Source organism: Flavobacterium paronense (assembly GCF_030409795.1).
GTDB classification, from domain to species: domain Bacteria; phylum Bacteroidota; class Bacteroidia; order Flavobacteriales; family Flavobacteriaceae; genus Flavobacterium; species Flavobacterium paronense.
Genome location: NZ_JAUFQN010000019.1, coordinates 1,671,160 through 1,695,264, shown reverse-complemented (window position 1 = coordinate 1,695,264; position 24,105 = coordinate 1,671,160). Strand labels below are relative to the sequence as shown.

At 31.9% G+C, this 24,105-nt stretch carries 29 protein-coding genes; 16 read left to right on the top strand and 13 right to left on the bottom strand.

Going from position 1 to position 24,105, the window contains the following annotated elements; genetic code table 11:
- The first annotated feature begins 6 nt into the window (after positions 1-6).
- A complete protein-coding gene (locus tag QWY90_RS08860) occupies positions 7-1,185 on the top strand; it encodes an Lcl C-terminal domain-containing protein (protein WP_290285520.1) in 1,179 nt (392 codons plus the stop codon).
- 207 nt (positions 1,186-1,392) lie between these two features.
- Positions 1,393-1,917, top strand: coding sequence for a hypothetical protein (locus tag QWY90_RS08855; protein ID WP_290285519.1), 525 nt, complete (start codon positions 1,393-1,395; stop codon positions 1,915-1,917).
- A gap of 235 nt (positions 1,918-2,152) precedes the next feature.
- Here QWY90_RS08855 and QWY90_RS08850 read toward each other — a convergent pair whose 3' ends face one another.
- The 3 genes from QWY90_RS08850 to QWY90_RS08840 are packed head-to-tail and all read right to left on the bottom strand — an operon-like array spanning position 2,153 to position 5,812.
- Complete coding sequence (locus tag QWY90_RS08850; protein ID WP_290285518.1) at positions 2,153-2,806, bottom strand: YiiX/YebB-like N1pC/P60 family cysteine hydrolase; 654 nt, start codon at positions 2,804-2,806, stop codon at positions 2,153-2,155.
- Positions 2,807-2,815: 9 nt separating this feature from the next.
- Complete coding sequence (locus QWY90_RS08845) at positions 2,816-5,200, bottom strand: DUF5686 family protein (protein ID WP_290285517.1); 2,385 nt, start codon at positions 5,198-5,200, stop codon at positions 2,816-2,818.
- 24 nt (positions 5,201-5,224) lie between these two features.
- A complete protein-coding gene (locus tag QWY90_RS08840) occupies positions 5,225-5,812 on the bottom strand; it encodes a hypothetical protein (RefSeq protein ID WP_290285516.1) in 588 nt (195 codons plus the stop codon).
- 652 nt (positions 5,813-6,464) lie between these two features.
- Between QWY90_RS08840 and QWY90_RS08835 the strand changes: the two genes are divergently transcribed.
- From QWY90_RS08835 to QWY90_RS08795, 9 genes are all read left to right on the top strand, one after another.
- Positions 6,465-7,235: a 3'-5' exonuclease gene (locus tag QWY90_RS08835; protein ID WP_290285515.1), complete on the top strand. Its 771-nt coding sequence runs from the start codon at positions 6,465-6,467 to the stop codon at positions 7,233-7,235.
- 56 nt (positions 7,236-7,291) lie between these two features.
- The gene (locus tag QWY90_RS08830; protein ID WP_290285514.1) at positions 7,292-7,903 is read left to right on the top strand and encodes a fumarylacetoacetate hydrolase family protein; all 612 of its coding nucleotides are present in this window, start codon (positions 7,292-7,294) and stop codon (positions 7,901-7,903) included.
- Positions 7,903-8,247, top strand: a complete 345-nt coding sequence (locus QWY90_RS08825; RefSeq protein WP_290285513.1) for an Hpt domain-containing protein — start codon at positions 7,903-7,905, stop codon at positions 8,245-8,247. The genes QWY90_RS08830 and QWY90_RS08825 overlap by 1 nt, the downstream gene beginning before the upstream one ends.
- A 225-nt stretch (positions 8,248-8,472) precedes the next feature.
- Complete coding sequence (locus QWY90_RS08820; protein WP_290285512.1) at positions 8,473-9,726, top strand: CinA family nicotinamide mononucleotide deamidase-related protein; 1,254 nt, start codon at positions 8,473-8,475, stop codon at positions 9,724-9,726.
- Between the two features lie 160 nt (positions 9,727-9,886).
- On the top strand, positions 9,887-10,123 hold the full coding sequence (gene rpmB, locus QWY90_RS08815) for a 50S ribosomal protein L28 (RefSeq protein ID WP_121313180.1): 237 nt from the start codon (positions 9,887-9,889) through the stop codon (positions 10,121-10,123).
- A gap of 27 nt (positions 10,124-10,150) precedes the next feature.
- Entirely contained in the window at positions 10,151-10,333 is a 183-nt protein-coding gene (gene rpmG, locus QWY90_RS08810) for a 50S ribosomal protein L33 (protein WP_035126304.1), read from the top strand.
- A gap of 34 nt (positions 10,334-10,367) precedes the next feature.
- The gene (locus QWY90_RS08805) at positions 10,368-10,520 is read left to right on the top strand and encodes a DUF4295 domain-containing protein (RefSeq protein ID WP_136152050.1); all 153 of its coding nucleotides are present in this window, start codon (positions 10,368-10,370) and stop codon (positions 10,518-10,520) included.
- A gap of 96 nt (positions 10,521-10,616) precedes the next feature.
- Positions 10,617-11,570 carry a signal recognition particle-docking protein FtsY gene (gene ftsY, locus QWY90_RS08800; RefSeq protein ID WP_290285510.1) on the top strand — a complete coding sequence of 318 codons (954 nt, stop codon included), beginning with the start codon at positions 10,617-10,619 and terminating at the stop codon, positions 11,568-11,570.
- A 2-nt stretch (positions 11,571-11,572) separates the two neighbouring features.
- Positions 11,573-12,076: a J domain-containing protein gene (locus QWY90_RS08795; protein ID WP_290285509.1), complete on the top strand. Its 504-nt coding sequence runs from the start codon at positions 11,573-11,575 to the stop codon at positions 12,074-12,076.
- Positions 12,077-12,078: 2 nt separating this feature from the next.
- Here QWY90_RS08795 and QWY90_RS08790 read toward each other — a convergent pair whose 3' ends face one another.
- Positions 12,079-13,128 carry a serine hydrolase domain-containing protein gene (locus tag QWY90_RS08790; RefSeq protein ID WP_290286955.1) on the bottom strand — a complete coding sequence of 350 codons (1,050 nt, stop codon included), beginning with the start codon at positions 13,126-13,128 and terminating at the stop codon, positions 12,079-12,081.
- A gap of 431 nt (positions 13,129-13,559) precedes the next feature.
- Here QWY90_RS08790 and QWY90_RS08785 point away from each other — a divergent pair, with 431 nt between their 5' ends.
- Both QWY90_RS08785 and QWY90_RS08780 read left to right on the top strand, forming a co-directional pair.
- Positions 13,560-13,976, top strand: a complete 417-nt coding sequence (locus QWY90_RS08785) for a lipocalin family protein (RefSeq protein WP_290285508.1) — start codon at positions 13,560-13,562, stop codon at positions 13,974-13,976.
- Positions 13,976-14,272, top strand: a complete 297-nt coding sequence (locus tag QWY90_RS08780; RefSeq protein WP_290285507.1) for a DciA family protein — start codon at positions 13,976-13,978, stop codon at positions 14,270-14,272. Before QWY90_RS08785 ends, QWY90_RS08780 begins: the two co-directional genes overlap by 1 nt.
- Here the strand turns inward: QWY90_RS08780 and QWY90_RS08775 are convergent.
- Positions 14,269-14,712: a DUF4268 domain-containing protein gene (locus QWY90_RS08775; RefSeq protein ID WP_290285506.1), complete on the bottom strand. Its 444-nt coding sequence runs from the start codon at positions 14,710-14,712 to the stop codon at positions 14,269-14,271. The two genes, QWY90_RS08780 and QWY90_RS08775, sit on opposite strands and share 4 nt — an antisense overlap.
- 67 nt (positions 14,713-14,779) lie before the next feature.
- Here QWY90_RS08775 and QWY90_RS08770 point away from each other — a divergent pair, with 67 nt between their 5' ends.
- Both QWY90_RS08770 and QWY90_RS08765 read left to right on the top strand, forming a co-directional pair.
- Positions 14,780-15,418: an NUDIX hydrolase gene (locus tag QWY90_RS08770; protein WP_290285505.1), complete on the top strand. Its 639-nt coding sequence runs from the start codon at positions 14,780-14,782 to the stop codon at positions 15,416-15,418.
- A gap of 43 nt (positions 15,419-15,461) precedes the next feature.
- Positions 15,462-16,292, top strand: coding sequence for a lysophospholipid acyltransferase family protein (locus QWY90_RS08765; protein WP_290285504.1), 831 nt, complete (start codon positions 15,462-15,464; stop codon positions 16,290-16,292).
- Between the two features lie 17 nt (positions 16,293-16,309).
- Here QWY90_RS08765 and QWY90_RS08760 read toward each other — a convergent pair whose 3' ends face one another.
- Positions 16,310-16,948, bottom strand: a complete 639-nt coding sequence (locus QWY90_RS08760; RefSeq protein ID WP_290285503.1) for a DUF8845 family protein — start codon at positions 16,946-16,948, stop codon at positions 16,310-16,312.
- A 5-nt stretch (positions 16,949-16,953) separates the two neighbouring features.
- Positions 16,954-17,448 (bottom strand): RNA polymerase sigma factor, encoded by a 495-nt coding sequence (locus tag QWY90_RS08755; protein ID WP_290285502.1) that lies wholly within the window; start codon positions 17,446-17,448, stop codon positions 16,954-16,956.
- A gap of 118 nt (positions 17,449-17,566) precedes the next feature.
- Between QWY90_RS08755 and QWY90_RS08750 the strand changes: the two genes are divergently transcribed.
- Positions 17,567-18,397, top strand: coding sequence for a CvfB family protein (locus tag QWY90_RS08750; protein ID WP_290285501.1), 831 nt, complete (start codon positions 17,567-17,569; stop codon positions 18,395-18,397).
- Here the strand turns inward: QWY90_RS08750 and QWY90_RS08745 are convergent, their stop codons facing one another.
- The 6 genes from QWY90_RS08745 to murB form a co-directional block, all read right to left on the bottom strand.
- Positions 18,398-19,621: a serine hydrolase domain-containing protein gene (locus tag QWY90_RS08745; protein WP_290285500.1), complete on the bottom strand. Its 1,224-nt coding sequence runs from the start codon at positions 19,619-19,621 to the stop codon at positions 18,398-18,400.
- A gap of 149 nt (positions 19,622-19,770) precedes the next feature.
- A complete protein-coding gene (locus QWY90_RS08740) occupies positions 19,771-20,574 on the bottom strand; it encodes an energy transducer TonB (RefSeq protein WP_290285499.1) in 804 nt (267 codons plus the stop codon).
- Positions 20,575-20,714: 140 nt separating this feature from the next.
- Positions 20,715-21,266 carry an RNA polymerase sigma factor gene (locus QWY90_RS08735; RefSeq protein WP_290285498.1) on the bottom strand — a complete coding sequence of 184 codons (552 nt, stop codon included), beginning with the start codon at positions 21,264-21,266 and terminating at the stop codon, positions 20,715-20,717.
- On the bottom strand, positions 21,257-22,363 hold the full coding sequence (locus QWY90_RS08730; protein ID WP_290285497.1) for a glycosyltransferase: 1,107 nt from the start codon (positions 22,361-22,363) through the stop codon (positions 21,257-21,259). Before QWY90_RS08730 ends, QWY90_RS08735 begins: the two co-directional genes overlap by 10 nt.
- Before the next feature lie 86 nt (positions 22,364-22,449).
- Positions 22,450-23,061, bottom strand: coding sequence for an FMN-binding negative transcriptional regulator (locus QWY90_RS08725; RefSeq protein ID WP_290285496.1), 612 nt, complete (start codon positions 23,059-23,061; stop codon positions 22,450-22,452).
- Between the two features lie 9 nt (positions 23,062-23,070).
- Positions 23,071-24,084 carry a UDP-N-acetylmuramate dehydrogenase gene (gene murB / locus QWY90_RS08720; RefSeq protein ID WP_290285495.1) on the bottom strand — a complete coding sequence of 338 codons (1,014 nt, stop codon included), beginning with the start codon at positions 24,082-24,084 and terminating at the stop codon, positions 23,071-23,073.
- Positions 24,085-24,105: the final 21 nt, after the last annotated feature.

Below are 24,105 nucleotides of genomic sequence, written 5' to 3'. Positions count from 1 at the left end.
TTATTTATGAGAAACATTAAAATTATTTTAGTATTATTTTTATTGACATCAGCTTTTGTTGGTTGTAGTTCAGATTCTGGAGGTGGAGAAACTTTTAGCACAGTTGTTTTGACAACAAAACCGGCAGTATTAACGAACAACAATTTAGTAGTTTCATGCGGTGGGACTCTGTCTTCCTCTTTTTCTAATTCAAATGATTGCGAAGCGGGGATATGTTATAGTACTGTTCCAAATCCAACTGTTTTAAATCAAGTAGTTAATACAGTATTAAATTTAGATTTTACTTGTTCGTTTGGAGACGTTGTTTTTGGAGAAACTTATTACATAAAGGCTTTCATAAGAAATTTTACCACAGGAGAAGTAAAATATGGAAATGAAATTTCAATAACAATACCTAACTCTATCACAACAGATATAGTAAAAAATATTTCGTGTTCCGGTTTTAGTGTAGATGTTACTGTTGCAAGTAGTTTATCAGCTAATACCGAAAGAGGTATTTGCTATAGTACAAGTCATAACCCAACGATTGACAACCAATCTTTTTCTAATTCTACCGCTGGTGAAGGAACTTTTGCAATGACAATAACTAATCTGTCAATTCATGATTTTGTTTTTCCTAATACTACTTATTATTTAAAGAGTTATGTTAAATTTTCAGGTGTCTACTATTATGGTAATGAAGTTAGCTTTAAAGTGCCCGGTTATATTGGTGGTTCAGGCGGTTATGTTTTCTTTGACAAAGGAGAAACAACTAATGGCTGGAGGTATTTAGAAGCAGCGCCAAGCAACTTAGTCTATAACAACAATGTTAACTGGCTATTTAATTGGAATGGTTGCAATAGTACTACATTTTTAAATGGTATATCTAATGATATCGGAACGGGATTAGAAAATACAGCTATAATTAGAGCTACCTGCAACTTTACTGACAATGCTGCAGCAATGGCTTCCTCTACAAGTTTAAATGGCAAATCAGATTGGTTTTTACCTTCTATCGAAGAATTAAAGAAACTTTATACGTTGAGAGCAGAAAATGTCTATCCAGTATTTGGTAGTGCTTACCCAATAATCAGTTCTTCTCAGTTATCAAATAATAGTAATTTTGGAATTAATTATTCTAATGGTAACCAAGTTACAATGTTTAAAAGTGATTATGGAAGAATATGGCAAGTAAGAAGATTTTAAGCCAATAAAATATATCATAAATAAAAAACCTTTCTATTTGAAAGGTTTTTTTGTTTTATAAAGCTAATGAATTTCATAACTTTTCCATATTTAAATCTAAGATTTATTAAACAAAAAACCGTTAAAGATGTAAATCAGTATAGATTTTTTGTAATATTTTAAGACTATAACAGATGTACTTTTGTAGTAAAATTAAATCTCATTAATATGAAAAAACTAACTAGTTGTGCAATCCTCATTTTTACATTTTGTAATTCATTTGCACAAGAAATAGAGACGACAATTGTTGTAGATTCTGCTCAAGTAAAAATCGAATCCAGTAAAGCTACCATCGATGAAAAAAAATCGGAACTCAAATCCGACATTTATAATCAAAATATAATCAGTAGAGAACAAAGAAAAAAAGAGGATAAGGCAAACGACGAACAAAGAGAATTAGCCAAAGCTCAAAAAAAACTTAAAAAAGAGCAAAAACAAGCGCAAAAAGAAAACAGAGTGATTGCTAATAATAATGATAAATTAAATGATGCTAAAAAAAGAGAAATTAAGCTAAATCAAAGATTAATAAACGCAAACAAAGATTTGGTTAAACTTCAAGAAAAATATGAAAAGAAAAAAGCTGCCGGAAATCTGTCTGCAGTAGAAAGTAGTAAGTTTGAAGTTAAAATCACAAAAAAACAATTAGATGTCAGAAAAATTGAAGAAGACATTTCAAATTTAATAAAGGAGTAAATAAAAATTTTGATTACTTTCCTGTAATAAGTTGATAAAAGCCCGATACAAATATCGGGCTTTTGCTTTTTTGTGCTTTTGTGTTTCTCATTACAGCTTCATTTTTATGTTTTAAGTTAGAAAAAGTAATTAAGCATTAGTTGTTTTTAATATTGTCGTCCGCAATTTCAATATTGTCGTCGGCGGTTTCAATATTGCCGTTAACATTTCTGATACTGTTAACTACTTTTCAAACTTAATCTGTTGTAAAACTAAAGTCGCTTTCATATATTTTAGTAAAACAATTATCATCCTCAAAAAAGTCTACAGGATAATATAGTAGTTCATCTCTCTCTAAAACGGTTTTGTAAAAAGTATCAAGTTGCATCACCTTGGGCTTAAAATTAAATATATCAGAGTTAGTTTCATTAAGAACAGTAGCACAGAATTCGGAACAATAAAGCGTATTTCCATCATTTAAATTAAAAGAGAAATCAAAATAAATCTTTTTGGAACTATATCTCTTGCATATTTTTTTCAAGTTTTTAAAATCAATAGTATTGTTATCACATTTCCATATACTTAAATAATAAACACTTTCATTTATAAAACTTTTTAAATCAGTAATTACAAGTGCCGTTTGACTCGAATCAATATCTACAACATGATAAATTCTTATGTCATTATGCTCCCAAAAACCTATGCCTACATGAGTAATTTTACGGTCGTGACTATTAAATTTTTCTGCTATTATCCCCGATTTTGTTTGGGTTCCTCGACTAAAAATATAAATCGTGTTCTTTTCCAATTTTAAATTGGCAATTTTATCCTGAGAATAAACGTTTATTGCAAAAATCAAAGAAGTAAAATGGCAAACAATAAGTATTGCTTTAGAAATAATTCGATACATAATAACGGCCTATTTTATAGTTACATTTAAAGTAAACTTAAAAGCTACATTGTCTTTAAATTCTGGATTTGTGTAAGCGCCATATCTATAAAAAGTTCCAAAACCAAATCCGATATTGGCAACATTCAGATAATTCATTTTGACTAAGTTGTCAAATTGAATACCAGTCTCGAAGTAAATCTTATCTTTTGTTTTAAATGCAATAAATTTATGGAAGTCGCTATCGGAAAGGTTTCCCCATCCAATATTATTATGTAAAGAAATACTTGGTTGAAATTTACTTGACTTAAAGAGTAAGCCACCAAAGTTATGTGACAAAAAGAGCGTTACATATTTATCAGATAAAAACTCATAAGGTTTCATAGTTTGAAAAGTATTCTTCATGATAAATGGCGTGTCAGTATCATAACTTCCTTCTCCGGTAAATAGCAATCCATAGGGCAAAGAACTATTTATGTAGCCAGTTTCGAGTGTGTATTTTGTAGTTCCTAAATTCCTAGTAAATATAGATTGCTCAATCGCGGCTTCTATTTTTGTATAATTGAAATCACCATTAATAATATTTTTTAGTCCTTTAGAAAAAGAAAGAAGTAGTACTGGATATTTTGTTCCATAACTAACTTTTTGATGAAATGATGCTACATACTTTTCTTTGTAGGCAAATCTTAAATTTACATTTAAAGTAGTGTTTTTGTAGTTCGTAAAAGATTGTATGTTGTGTGCAAATTCGTATTTATATTTTGGATTTGTACTGGTTTGATGCAACATAATATCCCAAACGAAATACCTCAGGCTTCTTAAATGAATGCTGAATGTATTTTGCTTTATTTGATCATATTGATAACCAATAAATTTTCTATAACTTAATAAATTTTCTTCAAAAGAGTCTAATCCGTAACTGCCAGTCTCAATTAAGTTGTTTTGGTATTTGACACCAATATTAAATTCGTTTTTTTGAGAAATTTTATAACGTATTTCACCTCCATATTTTAAAGCTTCATCTTTGATACCATAACCCAAAAACCCTCCAAAACTGATTTTTTTTGAAATTTTATCGTTAGTAAAAAGACCAGAACCAATTCTGAGGTTCTCATACTTATTGTATATAAATGTCTTAGACAAATCAATATCAACAGCATTTATAGGAAGTCTGTTTTGAGTAATCTTTTCAATAACGGACAAATAGGAATCTAAGTTGTTTTTTTTACCAATGCTATCAATCACCCGATAGGTTTTTAATTCTGTAGTATTTAGTTTTTCGTTTCGATATTTTTTCCAAAAGATACTATCTCTATTAGTTGCATTTTCATCTAATCTAACTTCCTCTAAAGAGAATTTTTTCTTATCCAGAGGTGCATTTATACTGATGATATTAATGTAACTTTTCCCATCGAGTGTGATAGGCGTTTTTTTATTGGGTAACTCATTAAAAACCAACGCAAAATTTAATTGTTCCGGAAACCAATATTCATTATTTATAAAGGTGTAGCGTTGCTGGATTTTAATGTCAATTTTCCCTTTTTCAAAAGGAGAAGCAATTACATTTTGAACGGCATATTTATTAGTATTGATATACAATAATCCTTTTAATCCTTCAAAGTTTTTATCCTTCTTTGGTTTGTATGATATAATATAAATGGTGTCTTTTTCTTCTTCAATAGTATCTTCAATATGAAATTTATATTTAGTCAAACTTCCTTTACTTATCGGATTTAGGTAATTAATATCAAAGAGTTTTATATTGTCGTTATAAAATGAAAAGGGTTGAAAATCAGTTGCAATTGAAGCAAAAGAAGGATTCTGAAACCCCGAAACTTTAGTTGCCAAAACAACTTCTTCATTATTGTTAGGTTTCACAAACTTTTTCTGGGTAACTGATTCCATCATGAAAAAATGAATTCCCTTAATTTGTTTCCGAATATTTATACTATCGGTTTTATCTATACTATTTGATTTATAATCGCATATTATTTTGTTGTACGATGTATATTGAAACGAATGTAAATTTTCAGGATTATTTTTTTCTTTATTTGCAATTACTTTTCGAATGATTGCATTGGCTGGATTCTCTTTGGTTAGTATGACAATTTCGTCAAGTGTATTTTGTAGCGGAGTTAACTCAATTAAAATTTTCGCATAGTTTTTTCCTTCTATTAGGATTTCTTTCTTTTGATAACCAACATAACTACAACTTATTGGAATAGTATCAGAAAATGACTTAAATGAAAACGCACCATTAATATCTGTAATTATCTGAATGTTTTTATTGATAAGAATATTGGCAAAGGCAAGTCGTTCTTTAGTTTCACTATCTATCACAACTCCATGAATCAAGTCTTGACCATATGAAATGGTCAAGACTAGTAGTAATATAGCGCAAAGTCTGCACTTCATTTTAAATATTTTATTAAAGGTCTATTATTTTTGTTTTTCACTCTCACCCAAAATAGCACCCGCAACACCACCAATTAACCCACAAACAGGTCCGCAAATAGCATTTCCGGTTACTGCTCCTAAGGTTACCCAGCAAATCCAACAACGATTAGCTTGAGTTGGAAAAACAGTTCCGTTTGTGTTAAAGGTATTAACTATGGATAGTGTTGATAAAACCATTTGCTTTTCCGAACTTGAAATAGTACTCTTATTGACATCATCAACTAGCCCAGTTATGTTGGTGCTTTTTAATGATTTTAGTAAAATGGCTTTAGAAAAAGTTGCCAAATTCGAATTATTAATAGCTGTTTCTACAGTTGTACTTTTAATAGAATTTAAAATTTTAGCAAATTCTTCTAACTTTATATTGTAATTTAAAGATAATCTTTTAGAATAATAATCTAATGTTTCCTGATTTAAGTCTTTAATTTTTCCTTCTTTATAATCCTTAGAGATTATTTTATAAGCATTGATAAAATCATCTCCAACTTTGTTGTAAGGATTGTTTTTTTGTCCGTTACAAATGTTTGCAAAAGCAAATAAGGCAATTACACCGAATAATAAATTTTTCATAATCTTGTATATAATTTTAATTATTTACATTCCAACTTAGGTCGTCAAAACATTATACAGTAGGAATGTTTATTTGTGGTCAGTTTATCATTATACTATTTAATAACCAACCTTATAAACCAAATAGTATTTTCTGTTTATATGCAATACAAAAAGCCAGAAAACCATTTTTTGTATAGTATCACTTTGTGGAGGTAAGCCACCTTTTTACCATAGAAAAGAGTTAAATTGTTATGATTTTGTAAATGTAAAAAGTAGGATTCATTTTTTGGTATACTAAAAGTGTACTTTTTGAAGAAGTTCCAAAATAAAAAATGTTTTTAAAATCGAAGTTTTGTTTTAATCTTTATTGATAGCAATAACGGTTTTATCATTAAACTTGTATTCTCCTTTTTTTTTAAAATAGAATCAAACTATGAATCAATCGAAATAATTTTGAGATAACAATTAAAGCACCTAATCATTTGTTCGATGACTTAAATAAAAGAATGGATTTTATCATCAATCGATTTGGAGAAGCAAAATAGTTTTTGTTACTATCTTATTGCATTTCAGTTTAGGTTTTAAAAATAGGTAATTTTAACAGTAAAAAAATTAAATAATCGACCAACGGTAACTGCAATATTTTATATTTGTCGACTAACTTTTTAAAATGGAATTAAAACTCACGCGTCCTATTTGTTTTTTTGATTTAGAAACCACAGGTATCGAAGTCGCTAAAGACAGAATTGTGGAAATCTCAATATTTAAAGTATTTCCCAACGGAAATAAAGAAAGCAAAACCTGGTTAGTAAATCCAACTATTCCAATTCCCGCATTTGCTACAGCTGTACATGGAATTACAAATGAAAAAGTAGCCAACGAACCAACATTCAAAGAACTGGCAACGCAAGTACACAATATGATTAAGGATTCTGATTTGGCCGGATTTAATTCAGACCGATTTGATATTCCGCTATTAGCCGAAGAATTATTGCGCGCTGAAGTTGATTTTGATATGAAAAACCGAGTATCAGTTGATGTGCAAACTATCTTTCACAAAAAAGAAGAAAGAACACTAAGCGCTGCTTATAAATTTTATTGCAGTCAAAGTCTAGAAAATGCGCACAGTGCCGAAGCAGACACCATGGCGACATACGAAATTCTAAAAGCACAATTAGACCGATACGAAGATTTGGAAAACGATATGAAAACACTTTCTGAATTTACTACGAGAAAAAAATCAGTTGATTTTGCAGGTTTCATTGCGTTAAATAATGAAGGACAAGAGATTTTCACTTTCGGAAAACACAAAGGAGCATTAGTTGATGAGGTCTTAGATAAAGAACCAGGCTATTTTGGTTGGATTCAAAACGCGGAATTTCCCTTATATACAAAGAAGGTTTTAACCGGAATCAAATTAAGGAAGTTAAACACTAAATAGTTTTCGGTTGTATTTATAAACAACAAAAGCTGACAACAGACAATAGATAACAGAAAATGAAAATAATCTGCATCGGAAGAAATTACGTAAATCACATTGCCGAACTCAATAATGAGCGTCCGGATGAACCGATAATTTTCATGAAACCTGATACTGCAATTTTACCAAAGAAAACACCTTTTACAATTCCTGAATTCAGCAATGACGTTCACCATGAAATAGAGGTTTTGGTAAAAATATCAAAAGTCGGAAAATATATCGAAACCAAGTTTGCACATAAATACTATGACGAAATAGGTTTAGGTATCGATTTTACGGCTAGAGATATCCAAGATAAATTGAAAGATAAAGGGTTACCATGGGAAAAAGCAAAAGCTTTTGATGGTTCAGCGATTATTGGTGACTTTCAACCGAAAAATAATTTTAATTCAATGGAAAACATTACTTTTGAATTGAAGAATAACGGTAAATCCGTTCAAAAAGCAAATACAAGTTATATGCTATGGAAAATCGACGAAATAATTTCATATGTTTCGAAGTATTTTACGCTCAAAAAAGGTGACATTATTTTTACCGGCACACCCGAAGGCGTTGCTAAAGTAGCACCAAACGATATCCTGGAAGGATTTATAGAAAATAAAAAAGTATTAAGATTACATATTAAATAATGGCAATAAACTACAACCTCGCAAAAGTTTACGCTCTTTCAGACAATGATCCTGAATTCGTAATGCAAATTATAACTCTGTTTGTAACAGAAGTTCCTGAAGACTTAAAACAAATTGATTTAGGTATCAAAACAAAAGACCATAAATTAGCTTATAGTTATGCACACAAAATAAAACCTAGTTTGGATTTGTTGGGAATGACCGTAGCTTTTGAAGAGATTCTGCAAGTAGAAGCCTGGACAAAAGCTGAAGGAAAACGCAAAGAAATAGTTGACACTTTCGCAAGCATCCAAAGTCAGGTGGAAAAAGCAGTAAAAGAAATCAAAAAAGATTTCGATTTATAATATAAGAAGCGAACGGCTTGGGAAATCGCAGATTCAGCGTAGCTAATTATCAGTAATGGCAATTCCCGCTTTTCGTTACAATATCTTTGAGAAAGATTATTTTCACTTCAAATGCGAACATTCACTGAACACCGCCAACAAATATTAACTCAGTGAAGTAATCGGGGCTAGTCAGGCTACCTTATTTTCTTTGTAAACAAAACTCAGTCACTCAGCAACTATAAAATGAAAGCAACCATAGTAACCATTGGCGACGAAATTCTAATCGGTCAAATTGTTGATACCAACTCGGGTTACATCGCCAAAGCGTTAGATAAAATTGGCGTACAAACTATCGAAATGCTTTCCATTTCCGATGATAAACAGCAAATTCTAAACACATTTTCGACATTACAAAATCAGGTCGATTTAGTAATCATAACCGGCGGCCTCGGACCAACAAAGGATGATATTACTAAGTATACTTTCTGTGAATATTTTGACGATACTTTAGATAGAAATCAGGAGGTTGAAGACCATATCGTGGCGTTGTTTGCCAAACTTAATTTCAATCCGACACAAATTAACAAAGACCAAGCCTTATTGCCTTCAAAAGCTCAGGTTTTAAAAAACAATTATGGCACCGCTTCTGGTATGTGGATGCAAAAAGGCAAAACCGTTTTTGTATCTATGCCAGGTGTTCCTTATGAAATGAAAGGGATTGTAAACGAACAACTCATCCCGAAAATTGTAGCCGAATTCAAAAGACCATATATTATCCACAAAACTATTCTAACATACGGACAAGGTGAAAGTTTAGTAGCAGAACGAATTGAATATTGGGAAAACAATTTACCAGAATTTATAAAGCTTGCCTATTTGCCTAGTCCCGGAAGAGTGCGTTTGCGCTTAACTGCTCGTGGAGAAAATAAGGAAGTTTTAGAAAAAGCTATTCAGGAAAATGTACAATCCTTAACCAAAATCATCGGAGATATCATCGTTGGTTTTGATGAAGATGAAACGATAGAAGTTATAATTGGAAGATTATTACGTCAACAGGGAAAGACTATTTCAACAGCGGAAAGTTGTACAGGTGGGAAAATTGCCCAAATGCTAACATCAGTTTCCGGTGCTTCAGATTATTTTCGAGGAAGCGTGGTAAGTTATGCCACGGATACTAAAATTTCAGTGCTTGGTGTTGATGCTAAAACTATTGAAAAATATACCGTTGTAAGTAAAGAAGTAGCTTCGGAAATGGCATTGGGAATTCAAAAACTAATGAAAACGGATTACGCAATTGCTACAACAGGAAATGCTGGACCAACAAAAGGTGATGCCGATGCTGAAGTTGGAACTGTTTTTATTGCATTGGCAACACCTATAGCGGTTTTTGTTGAAGATTTTAATTTTGGACAACCACGTGAAAAAGTGATAGATAGATCGGTAAATAAAGCATTGGAAATATTACAGAAAGCAATTTTAAAAAATGCTTTTAACTAAAGCACCGTTGTTAATAAATTTGTTCAAAAAAGACATTCTTTTTAGCCAATAAAAAACAAATAAAAAAAAAGGAAAAAATCTGCAATAATATTTTTGCTACTACAATATATTTTTCTTAAGTTTGCACCCTCGAATTGAATAACGATAAAAGATAAGTATAATGTCAAGAGTTTGTGACCTTACAGGTAAAAGAGCGATGGTAGGAAATAATGTTTCTCACGCTATGAACAAAACTAAGAGAAAATTTTCTGTTAACTTAGTTAAAAAACGTTTCTATCTTGCTGAAGAAGACAGATGGATTACTCTAAGAGTAGCTGCGTCTACAATTAAAACAATCAATAAAAATGGATTGGCGGCTGTTTTGAAAAAAGCAAAAGTTGAAGGATTTATTAAATAATTCCATATCCAATAAAAATAAAGTAAGATGGCAAAGAAAGGTAATAGAATACAAGTTATTTTAGAGTGTACAGAGCACAAAGGAACAGGTCTTCCGGGAACGTCTCGTTACATTACAAACAAAAACAAAAAAAATACTCCGGATAGGTTAGAGATTAAAAAATTTAATCCAATCTTGAAGAGAATGACTGTTCATAAAGAAATTAAATAATATCCTCAAAAAAAGGATTTTAAAGAAATAAATCATGGCAAAGAAAACCGTAGCAACCCTGCAAACAGCTTCTAAAAGATTATCAAAAGCAATCAAAATGGTAAAATCTCCAAAAACAGGAGCTTATACTTTTGTTGAAAGCATTATGACACCAGAAGAAGTGGATAGTTTCTTAGCAAAGAAATAATTCCAATAAAATTATATATCAAAGCTACTTTCACTCGGAAGTAGCTTTTTTATTTTTATATTTACGCCATAATTTCTGTACTTTCAATAAACAAAAATGAGTTTTTTTAAAAGAATATTTTCCTCCGAAAAGAAAGAAACCCTAGATAAAGGTTTAGAACAAACTAAAACCACTTTCTTTTCCAAACTAACCAAAGCTGTTGCCGGAAAATCAAAAGTTGATGATGAAGTTCTGGACAATCTTGAGGAAATTTTAGTTTCTTCAGATGTCGGCGTTGCTACTACACTAAAAATCATTAAGCGAATTGAAAAGCGTGTTTCTAATGATAAGTATATGGGAACAGACGAACTCAACCAAATTCTCCGTGAAGAAATAGCCGGGCTTTTATCGGAAACTAAATCTGGTGAAGAAACGGAATTTACAGTTCCATCCAATAAAAAACCATATGTAATCATGGTCGTTGGCGTTAATGGTGTTGGAAAAACTACAACCATTGGAAAGTTAGCCTATCAATTCAAAAAAGCGGGTTACAAAGTTGTTCTTGGTGCTGCCGATACGTTTCGTGCTGCTGCTATTGACCAATTGCAAATTTGGGCTGATAGAGTGGGTGTGCCGATTGTAAAACAGCAAATGGGAAGTGATCCTGCTTCGGTAGCTTTTGATACGTTACAAAGTGCGGTTACCCAAAATGCCGATGTTGTTATTATTGATACCGCAGGTCGTTTGCACAATAAAGTAAATTTGATGAATGAGTTAACCAAAGTAAAACGTGTAATGCAAAAAGTGGTAGAAGACGCACCACACGATGTGTTATTAGTTTTGGATGGTTCAACAGGACAAAATGCTTTTGAACAAGCAACTCAATTTACAGCAGCTACAGAAGTTTCGTGTCTAACAGTTACAAAATTGGACGGAACTGCAAAAGGAGGAGTTGTTATTGGAATTTCAGACCAGTTTCAAATACCAGTAAAATATATTGGAGTAGGTGAAGGTATTGAAGATTTACAAGTTTTTAATAAATTTGAATTCGTAGATTCGTTTTTTAAATAAATATGAAAAATTATTATCAGATATTAGGAATTGATTACTTGGCATCTTTAGAAGAAATCAAAAAGGCTTACAAATTTCAATCTTCAAAACTTCATCCAGATAAACATAAAGGAGATGTTTTTTTTGAAGAAAAATTTAAAGAAATATTAGAAGCTTATGAAATTCTTTCAAATATTGATAGTAGAAAAGAATATGATTTAAAATTCGGATTTACTAAAAAAAATGAAGCTGATAAGGAAGCTGAAAAAAATACCCAATCTAAATCAGAAACTAATAATCCTCAAGATTCTAGTTCTCCTAAAAGGAAAGATGTTCAAAAAACAATAATTAATAATAAGATTTTGAGATTTTTTAAGGAATCATCCTCATTAAAATTAATAGCCATTAGTATCGGAATTGTGGCATTGAGTTATTTTATAGAAAAACCATTACCAAGTATTTTCCTTGGGTTGCGACTGTTTGCTTTTGTATTATTTGTTTATGCTGTAATCAGATTTAGGAAGTAAGTTTACTGATACAATGCACTAATTTTTGTCCATAGCGTTGCGTCAAAATCAGATAAAGCTAAGTTTACCGTATCTGCAGCATCACCCATTCTGATGACTACCATCTTTTTACTTGGAATCACATAGATTTTCTGATCATTTTTACCTAATGCCATAAACATATCGTTTGGTCCGCTAGGAATAATGCTTCCGTTAAGTTGTAACTGACTTTGTGGTAAATGATAACTTGCTTTTCCGTTTAGCCACCATAAATAACCATAAGCAAGATTAATATTTTGTGAAGTAGTTGTTGCCTGATTAATATAGGTTTCGTCAATAATTTGTGTCCCATTCCATTTTCCTTTGTTCAATGCCATTAATCCAAATCGAGCCATACTTCGGGTATTACTATAATAAACACTTAAACCACCATTTGGATTCCAAGTTCCTGTCATTCCCAGTTTATCCCTTAATTTCGTATTAAAATAATTTGTCCAAGTTTGCCCTGAAGCATTAGCAATAACATCTTGTAATTTTACATATACATTGTGATATGCCCATCGCGTTCCGGCATCGGCAACATACTGAAGATTTGCAGGCGATACATCATCTCCTAAAGCATCATTCAATCCAGAACTCATTGACAATAAATTTTTGCAGGTAATTAGGTTTTCTTTAGCTAATGGTGCGCTTGTCCATCCTGTTCCTAAATAGTCAGATACTTTGTCATTTATGTTCAGCAATCCTTCCTGCTGTGCAATTCCGGTCATGGTTGATGTTAATGTTTTTCCTGCACTTGCCCAATACCATGGAGTTGTAGCAGTATGTCCATTGAAATAATTCTCCATAACAATTCTTCCGTTAATTAAAATGATAAAAGATTTGGAATGTTTTAATTCTAAATAATCCAATAGAGGTTGTACGGCACTTTGATTCCAACCTAAATCTGCAATAGATTTTGTTGTCCAAGTGGCACTTCCGTCATTAGGAGGAAAATACATGGTCTCATCTGTGGTAGTGGTAACTTCATTCCCGTAAGCAGTCCCAGCACTATTTGTGGCATATGCTCGTATATAATAAATGGTGTTTGCTGTAAGTCCGGTAATATTAGATGTAAACGTTCCCAAACCTGTTCCGTCTGTTGTTTTACTGTCAGCAATTGTTGGATTGTGATTGATGCTCCAGCAAACACCACGCAGTGTAATTGCTGATCCTCCATCTGAAGTGATGGTTCCACCGCTTGTAGCCGATATTGAAGTTGTTTCGCTAATTGAAGTTGTTGTTACAGCAGCTAATGAACCTGAATCTGAACCTGAGTCAGAACTGCAACTAAAAAGGAAAAGTAAAATAAATGGAAGTAGTATTATTTTTTTCATTTTGAAGAATTTTGACTTTCGACTTTAAAGATATAAAATAGTTTAATGTGCAAAATATTAATTTATATTTCCTGTGACTTTGTAAATTTTAAAATTAAATTTGTCATTCATCAATTCGATTTTAATCCATGAAAAAAATAGGTTTGTTTCTTTTTGTATTGCTACTGATTTCGTGTCATTCTAATGTAAAAAATGAAGACATCAAAAAACTTAATGGTTACTGGGAAATCAAACAAGTGAAATTCTCAACTGGGAAAACGAAAGAGTATAAAATAAATGAAACTATCGATTATTTTGAGTTAAAAGATAATCAAGGCTTTCGCCAAAAAGTAATGCCACAGTTCGACGGAAAATTTCGAACCAATGGTATTAAAGAAGGCATCAAAGTGGTAGTTAAGGATAATGCTTTCTTTATCGAATACAATACAAAATTTGGTAATTGGAAAGAAGAAATTATAACTATTCAAGATTCAACTTTAGTTTTGAAAAATAAAGAAAATTTAGAATACACTTATAAAAAATTTAAACCATTTTCATTTAAATAATGGCAAGACGAATTAGCAACGAAGGTTCTATCGGAGACGTTTTGAAACAGTTTATTGAAAAAAATAAACTCCAGTCTGGCATGGACAAAATCGACGTTGCAACTGCATGGAAATCGCTTATGGGAAATGGTGTTAATAGTTACACTAAAGAAGTTGTTTTAAAGGGAACAACACTTTATGTTTCATTAACTTCGGCAGTATTGCGTGAAGAATTGAGTTATGGTAAGCAGAAGATTATCAAAATGATTAATGAAGAACTTGGTAAAGAAGTGATTAAAGATGTAATCTTACGTTAAGTATTGATTTCTAAATCTTTGATATAATCTTCATGTTCAAAATAAAAATATTCGAACTGCGTCATTGTCTCGTTGAAAAAATCAAAAATGGCTTCCCAATTATTTTTATTGTTCAAGCTTACTCCTGATTTTTCTATCCAAATTCGGCTAATAATTTTACCGCTTTCGAGATAGAAATTGCGTTCTAAAATAGCTTCAGGAAGATAATCTTCGAGTAAAATTGTTTTTAACGACTCTATTTTTTCAAAATAAATTTTGCGCTTTTCTTCGTCTTTGCTTTCAATATCTAATAGCACTTGCGCTTTTTTATTATCGATGTAAAACTTAAAAGTAACATCCTTTATTTTGGTGTCATACAGTAGCCATTTTCTAGGGTAAGCCTCAGCAAAAGCGGTCCAAAATTCTTTTTTTATGAGTAATGCTTCTTCTTTGCTATACATTTTAGTATGATAAAAGTTTGAGTGCTTTGATATTTTAAGGTAACTTTATATTCCTAAACTGATCAAGATGTATTTCGACGAGTTTTTAAAATATGCGCCAAAAGTACTAAATGTTGAGCTTCCAGCGATGAAAGCTCACAAAAAAATGGTTCCGCCTAACAGAGAAGAATTAATAAACAATACCGATTTCACTAAAATAATTCCAAAGAAAGCAGCAGTCATGATGCTTTTTTATCCAAAAAATAGCCAAACTCATTTGGCATTAATTCTTCGAACTTCTTATAATGGTGTGCATTCCTCTCAAATAGCATTTCCTGGTGGAAAAGTTGAACCTGGAGATATTGATTTAAAACAAACTGCCATAAGAGAAACCCACGAAGAAATAGGAGTCCATCCCAATACTATTAATGTAATTCGACCTTTTACCGAAGTTTATATTCCACCGAGTAATTATATGGTTTATCCTTTTTTTGGCTACAGCCATGATGAATTAGTATTCGAATTACAGTATGATGAAGTGGCAGGAATGGTTGAATTACCACTAAAAGATTTTTTGGATGATAAAATTATTGTTACCAATATTATGAATACTTCTTATGCTGGCAGTATTGAAGTTCCAGGTTTTCAGGTTGAAGAGCACTTCATTTGGGGAGCAACAGCCATGATGTTGAGTGAATTAAAAGAAACACTAAAATTGGTTTTATAAAGTTTTAGTTTTTGTAGATTTGCTTTGCTAATAAAATTAAATTATGGGTTTATTAAAAAGAAATCCTTTTGGTCATATACTTTTTATCAAAAAATGGTTAATCCGTATTTTTGGTGTCATAACTCACAGAAGATACAGAGGTTTTAACGAATTGCATATCGAAGGTTCCGAAATTATTGCCTCTTTACCGGATAAAAACGTATTGTTTATTTCAAACCATCAGACTTATTTTGCCGACGTAGTTGCTATGTTTCATGTTTTTAATGCCAGTCTTTCCGGAAGACATGACAATATAAAAAACGTAGGTTATTTGTGGCAGCCCAAAATGAATATCTATTATGTTGCTGCTAGTGAAACTATGAAATCTGGCTTATTACCAAGAATTTTGTCTTATGTAGGTTCTATTTCAGTAGAACGTACATGGCGTGCCGGAGGAAAAGATGTAACCGAAAAACGCGAAGTAAATCCAAACGATACTGAAAACATCAGAATTGCACTCGAAGATGGTTGGGTAATTACGTTTCCACAAGGAACTACAAAGTCGTTTAAACCAGTTCGTAAAGGAACAGCACATATTATCAAACAATATAAACCAATAGTAGTTCCTATCGTCATTGATGGTTTCCGACGTTCATTTGACAAAAAAGGGTTACGTCTGAAAAAGAAAAATATACTGCAATCCTTCATTATCAAAGAGCCATTGGTTATTGATTACGAAAATGAAACAATTGAGCAGATTGTAGAAAAAGTAGAATTTGCTATCGAGCAACATCCTTCGTTTTTAAAAGTAATTCCAGCTGAAGAAATTGAAGAACAAGAGCGTTTAAATAATCTTAGGAAATGGAATGTTGATAAAAAAGAAATCCCGTCATAAAACGGGATTTTTTTTATTTACAAATCTATTTTCTTTAATTCTTTATAATTGGTATTGAGTTTTCGTAGTAAGATACCATATAATAATCGGTAGAACAACCAAAACAAGCCAACAATAATAACAAAGGTTAAAAGGATAACACCTAATGTGATGCATAATGTATGATAATTATCTTCATGAGCAATTTTGTTTTTTAGCAATTCCATTTTTGGATTAAAAAGGAACTGAATAACAAAGCCTGCAGTAAGGCTTACTACTGCCATTGCAAGATTATAATACACATAGTATTGTACTACTTTACGTGTCTTCAAAATGTCGTGCATTAATTGTTTGGCCGATGCAGTGGTTGAAATTTTGATATAGTTTTTATAAAAATGATAGATGAACCAAAGAATCACTATGTAATTAATAAAATTCAATATCTTAAAATACACAATTGTACTCTCGGCATGCATTTTTCTAATATAATCATCTGTATTCCAAACCACACTAATTAGTGTCCAAGACAGAACTTCAATAATACTGATAATCAAAATCCATTTTACAATAGAGGATGATTTTTTGTGCAGCATTTTATAAATTTCGACTTCCGAAATTTGCTCGTAAGAATGGCTGTCTTTTTGCCAAGCTTTTTTTAATAAATCCAACTCTTCCATAATCCTTAGGGATTTAATATTTTTTTTAATTTACCTTTAATTCTGTTCATTTTTACTCGAGCATTTACTTCGCTAATTCCAAGTGTCTCTGATATTTCAGTATAATCTTTATCTTCTAAATACAGAAATACAAGAGCTTTTTCAATATCATTTAACTGCTGTACCGCTTGATACATCAATTTAATTTGCTCTTCTTCTTCAAAGTTGTAATCTTCTTGTGATAAGAAATGCTTTTGTGCTTCGTAAGGAGTAGTTGCAACGGCACGTGTACTTTTTCTATAAAGTGTAATGGCAGTGTTTAGCGCCACACGATAGGCCCAAGTTGAGAATTTAGATTCGCCTCTAAATTTAGGGAATGCTTTCCAAAGCTGAATAGTTACTTCCTGAAACAAATCCTTATGTGCATCTTCATTATTGGTATATAACCTACATATCTTGTGGATAATGTTCTGATTGTCCTTTAATTGTTTTACAAATATTTGTTCCAAGTTGTCACTCATAGTCGAGTTAGTATAGAAAGCATAGGTTTTGTTACATTCGCAAAACTACACATTTTAAAATGCAATTTCAAGCTTCTAATTTCCTTATCTTTGCCGAACAAAATTATAAGCTTTCAAGATGAAAATAGGACATTATAATACACTCAAAATAGCACGAGAAACCAAAGTCGGACTTTTTTTAACCGATGGAAAAGACGACGTTTTATTACCAGTAAAATATGTTCCTAAAGAATATGCAATAGGCGATGAGCTAATTGTTTTTCTTTATCTTGACCATGAAGAAAGACCTGTTGCTACGACATTAGAGCCTTATATTTTGTTGGATGAATTTGGATTACTTCGCGTAAATTATGTTAATAATATTGGTGCTTTTTTAGATTGGGGTTTAGAGAAAGATATATTGGTTCCATTCAAAGAACAAGCAAGACCAATGGAAAAAGGAAAGCGTTATTTAGTCTTTGCTTACATGGATGAAAAAACAAATCGAATTGTAGCTTCAAGCAAAACCAACCAGTTTTTGAATAATGAAAATTTAACTGTTGCTGAAGGCGATGAAGTAGACTTAATTATTTCACATATTACCGAATTAGGAATAAACGTTATCATCAATGAAATCCATAAAGGATTACTATACAAAGATCAAGTATATGACGATATCCGAACAGGTGATAGAATGACAGGTTATATAAAAACCATTCGACCTGATAATAAAATTGATGTTTCGCTGCAAAAAATAGGGTATCAAAATATTGAACCTAATGCGGAGAAAATTCTGGACGAACTAAGAGCAAGCAGAGGTTTTTTGCGATTGAATGACAACAGCCATCCGGAAGATATAAAAACAGTATTGAAGATGAGTAAAAAGACATTTAAGAAAGCCATCGGTTCACTTTACAAAGACAAACTTATCGAAATTAAAGACGACGGAATTTATCTTATAAAGGAATAATTATTCTTGGCATTCGGTTTCAAACGGAAGTGGCTTTTCTATTTCGGTTTTCTTCTTATAAAAAAGGCTACTTACCATACTCAGAGTTGAATAAGGCCTGTTTGAATATTTATTTCCCAAACATATTACAGTTACAGTGTCTTTTTTAACAGGAACAAATGAAGTATTGTTGCCGTGCCACCAACCGTTGTGGTATATCATTTTTTCATTGTTTGGTGGTAAAAATCGCATACGCATTCCCAAGCCATAATCTTTAATCGGTTTTGCCACATGACCAGCACTATAGCCAAAATAAGCTTCCTGCAAAAGTTCAGAGTTTATGAAATTAGGAGAATATGTTCCCATATCAAACTTTACTAAATCTCTTGGTGTCGAATAAATATTTTTATCACCATACAAAGCATCAAATTGATCCCAAGGAAAAATAGTGTTTCCTCTATACGATTTTGAAGCAGTTTCTCTATCGGTTTCGTAATTGAAAACAAAAGTATTAGTCATTCCTAATGGCTTAAAAACTAATTCCTGCATTGCTTTACGATAATTTAAACCTGTTGCTTTTTCAATAATTAAAGCCAAGATTACATAATTTGTATTGCAATAATCAAAATGTGTATCATTCGGAGTTTTTAATCTGAATTTATTTTGGACTAACAAATCCAAAATATCCTGATTGGAAAGGATTTTCTTTTTGTTCCATCTCTTCTTCATCAATCCTGGAAAGTTCGCATAATGTTGCAAACCACTTCTATGATTGAGAAGCGTTCTAATAGTTGTTTCTTTATATGGAAATTTTGGAAGCCAATCAGTTACTTTTTGGTCTAACATAATATTATCTTGCTGAACTAATCTCAAAACAGCCATACAAGTCAAAACTTTACTAACGGATGCCAAATGAATAGGTGTAGAAGCAGTAATTTTTTCGCCAGTTCGGGCATTCGCATATCCTTTATAATCTTCATAAAGTACTCGACCATTTTTGACTACAATAAATCCACCGCTGTAAAAAGGAGAATTAATGTTTTTATTATAAAATGAATCTATATAATGTGTTTTTTCAGCAACGTATTCCTCTGACACGTTTCCCATTTTTATTGGAAATGGTGAACTTATATGCAAACTATCCCCAGGATTTTTATGATATAAATTCACAAAATTACCGCCAGTTTTTGGATTGGAAAAGTAGAATAATATCGATAAAAAAAAGGTAATTAATGTAATCTTCATAGACTACAATATTACCAATATTTAGTCAAAAATAAAACCTTTAGTTTCTAAAAGTTTTACACTAGTTATTAAAAAATAATAAACCTGACAAGTATTTTAATCCAAGTCAGGTTCAAGGGCAAAAAGCAAAAAACAACTAACTAATTTTTCTAAAGAGCAACTTTTATTGGAAGTGTATAAAGGACTCTTACTTTTTCTCCGTCCTTAAAACCTGGAGACCATTTTATTTTTAGCGATTTCAATACACGGATTGCTTCCCTTTCAATTGATTTATCAGAACTTCTCAAGGCTTTAATATCAGTCATAGAGCCATCTTTTTCGATTACAAAAGACATAATAACATTCATTGAACTTACATTTTCATCAACATTTGGTTTTTCAAAATTGTAGCCTACATAATCATAGAACTTTTTTATTCCACCCGGAAATTCTGGAAGTCTGTCCAGTTCGCTAGTTATTTTAGGGTTATTATCCACCACTGGAATAGTAGCTGTTGTTGGAGCACTATCGCCAATTGTCGGTGTGTCAATTCCACCGCCAGTACCAGGTATCGTATTTTGATTTGTTGGCAGATTGTTGTTCGTCTGAACGTTGTCTGTTACAAGTGGATTAGATGCTACTAAGAAGTTTAGATTATTTGTTGGTTCAGCAGGACTTTGAGTATGCGTCTGAACCTTTTTCGGTTTGGCAGTCTCAGTTTTTGGAGGATGAAAGTCAGATAAAGTTATGACTGTGCCTGTCTCTCCAATAGGTTTTACAATGGAATCACTGATAAATGAAGAGAAAAATAGCCACAAACCAATAGCAGCGAGAACGAATAGTACTCCGCCAAGCAATGCAAATAAAGTAGTTTTTTGATTTTCCTGACGCAATTGGTAGGCACCATAAGCTTTGTTTTTGTCTTCAAAAACCAGATCAATCCAGTTTTTTTCATAGATACTAACGTTTGACATAATTAAATGATTTTAAGGTTAAGTATCTATGTTACATAAGCGAGTGAATTTATTATATAACGCAGAAGTACAGCAAAATATTGTGTGACTTGTTAAATAGTTTTTTACAGAGTAGAAAATGAATTGTCAGGCAAAAAAGATTATTGCTTGTTTTCAATAATTTCTGCCAGTAATTTTTTGGCACGAAGTAATTTTATTTTAACATTGCTCAAAGGTTCGTTGAGTTGTTCTGAAATTTCTTGGTAACTCATTTCTTGAAAATAACGAAGCTGTATTACTTCTTGATAATGAGGTTTTAATTCTTTGATAAATTGCAGTAATCTAGATAAGTTTTGTTCGGTTATCAAAGCATCTTCAACGGATGGCGTAGTATCGGCTATATTATAGGCCAGCTGGTCTTCTTCATCTGTAATTTCAACAAAAACTGTAGATTTTTTTTTGCGAAGCATATCGATATGTACATTTTTGGCAATGGCAATCAACCAAGTGTTGAACTGAAATTCGGGATTATAAGTGGCAATTTTATCAAAAGCTTTTGAAAAAGTTTCTATGGCAATATCTTCAGCATCGGTTTCGTTTTCGGTACGTTTTAGCATAAAGCCATATACTTCATTCCAGTAATGGTCAAGTAAATAGGTAAAGGCAACTTGGTCGCCTTTTTTAGCTTTTTCTATGTATGGATTTATCTCCAATGTACTGGTTTTGAGAAAGTATTAGTAACAAAAATGTTTAATTGTGTAAGAATCAATACGATTTCAATGATTGGAAACCAATACATTACGTCTTTCTCTTTAAGCTTTCCGGCTGCAAAACCCATTGTGATCCATGCAAAAATATAGCGGAAACCAATGATGCTTAGCACCGCAATCCATTGAAATTGAAAGGCTAATAAAATGATTGGTAATATAAGAAATAGTAATTGCGAGACATAGAATATCCCCAATTGGTTTTGGTCAAATATTTTATAATGTTTGGCTGTAGACACATGACGGCGTTTTTGGGTAAACCAATCTTTAAATGAAGTTTTTGGTTTGGAATAAGTGAAACTATCCGGCAAATAACAAATAGTTGTATTTTTTTTTTCAGCTGCTTGATTAATGAATAAATCATCGTCTCCAGAACGTATTTTCATATGATCCATAAAGCCGCGCACTTTAAAAAACTCTTCGCGTTTGTAGGCTAAATTTCGACCAACACCCATATAAGGTTTGCCCAATTTTGCCCAAGAAAAATATTGTGTTCCTGTTAGTAACGTTTCAAATCGGATGATTTTATTTAGGAATGAACCTCCAATTTTGTTATACGCACCATAGCCTAAAACGATTGTTTTCTCTACTGAAAATTGAGAACTCATATTGGCAATCCAATCTTTAGATGATGGCACACAATCAGCATCGGTAAATAAAAGATATTCGTGTTTTGCAGCTTTAATTCCTAAGGTCAGCGCATATTTTTTGTTTCCCCAAAAAGCTTCATTATTTTCTACTTTAACCAATTTGATGTTGGAATGAAGTTTTTCAAATTCTTCAAAAATTTCTAATGTATTATCGCTTGAAGCATCGTCAATCAATACAATTTCAAATTGTGGATAATTTTGTTCGACAAGCAACGCAATTAAATTTCTAACATTTTCTTCCTCGTTTTTTGCACAAACAATAACTGAAATCGGAATTCTTTTAGGTGTTCCGGATTGTGGTTTAGCAAAGGAGAATTTACCAAAAACTACAACATAGTAAAGGAATTGAACGAGAACAATGACAATAAATAAACAGAATAATGATAATAACATAGTGCTTTTTCGACTTTTAAAAAGGACTGCAAATGTACAAAATCAATTATGATTTATGTGTTATGAGTTGTGATTTTTTGCTCTGATTATTTTCGATTCATTTTCATTTCCTTAGCTACTTCAATAGATTGATAATCATTAGAGTTTTCCAGTTTTGAAATGATATTTTGGTAGTTTTTGTCATCTCGGTTTTGTGACAACTTTTTCTTGGCTTCGATAGCTGTGATTTCAATTTCGAAAGAAACAATTCCACGAGCCTGAAGCATGGTTTTCTTTGATAAATCTTCTACACGAACCGGTTTTTCAGATTTGGCTTCGTATTTATCTACCAATCTTTTCAAAGCTTGAATGCTTTCTTCCAACGAATGTAGTTGTACTTTTCCATAGACATGAACCGCCAGGTAATTCCATGTTGGTACATTTTCGTGGTCGTACCAAGAAGAGGAAATATAGGAATGTGCGCCAGAAAAAACAGCTAAAACTGCATCATTGGTTTTAAAACTGTCAGCTTGTGGATTTTCTTTGGAAACATGTCCGACTAAAAATTGTTTTCCATCTTTTTCTTCCAAAAGAAGCGGAATATGTGTTGCCCATAGCTTTCCGTTAGTTTGGTTTATCAAAATCCCAAAACCATTTTGATGAATGAAGTTTTGGATGTCTTCTTGTTTTTCGTTTTTATATAGCTCTGGAATATACATTTTGATAAATTAAATCACATTAACTTCAGCTTCAATCGCTATTCCAAATTCCTTTAAAACCGTAGCTTGAATATCTTTAGAAACCGCTAATATTTCTTGCCCAGTTGCATTGCCATAATTTACTAAAACCAAAGCCTGATTTTTATGGATTCCGGCATCGCCAAAACGTTTTCCTTTGAAACCTGCTCTTTCTATTAACCAACCAGCCGGAACTTTGACTTCGGTGTCTGAAATTACATAATACGGCATTTCGGGATGTAAGGCGTGTGCTTTTTCGTATTGCTCTTTTGAGATAATCGGGTTTTTGAAAAAACTTCCGCTATTGCCCAATTCTTTTGGGTCGGGTAATTTACTTTGTCTAATCGCTATCACCGCATTGGAAACATCCTTAAGAGTAGGAGTAATTACGTTTTGTTTCTCTAATTCCTTAGTAATATCTCCGTAAGAAATATTGATTTTGTGATTGTGTTTGGTCAGTCTAAAAATTACGGATGTAATGATAAACTGATCTTTCGCTTCATGCTTAAAAATGCTTTCCCGATACCCAAAATGACACTCATCTTTAGTGAACGTTTTCATTTCCTGAGTCACAATATTCATAGCATCACAGGAAACAAAAGTGTCTTTTATTTCTGTGCCATATGCACCAATATTTTGGACTGGAGTTGTGCCAACATTTCCCGGAATAAGCGACATGTTTTCTAATCCGCCAAAGTTTTGGTCAATCGTCCAAAGTACAAATTCGTGCCAGTTTTCTCCAGCCATGCTTTCAACCCAAACAAAATCATCATCTTCCTTCAAGACTTTTTTTCCTTTCAAATCAATATGAATCACAAGAGCCTGAATGTCTTTTGTCAATAGCATATTACTTCCACCACCAAGTATGAACTTTGGTTTCGATTGGTGTTCCTGTAAAACGGTTTTTAAATCATCGATGGAATTTACAGCTACAAACTGTTTTGCTTTGGCTTCGATGCCAAAAGTGTTGTATTTTTTTAAAGAGAAGTTATTTTGGATAGTCATGCTCACAAAAGTAAGACAAAG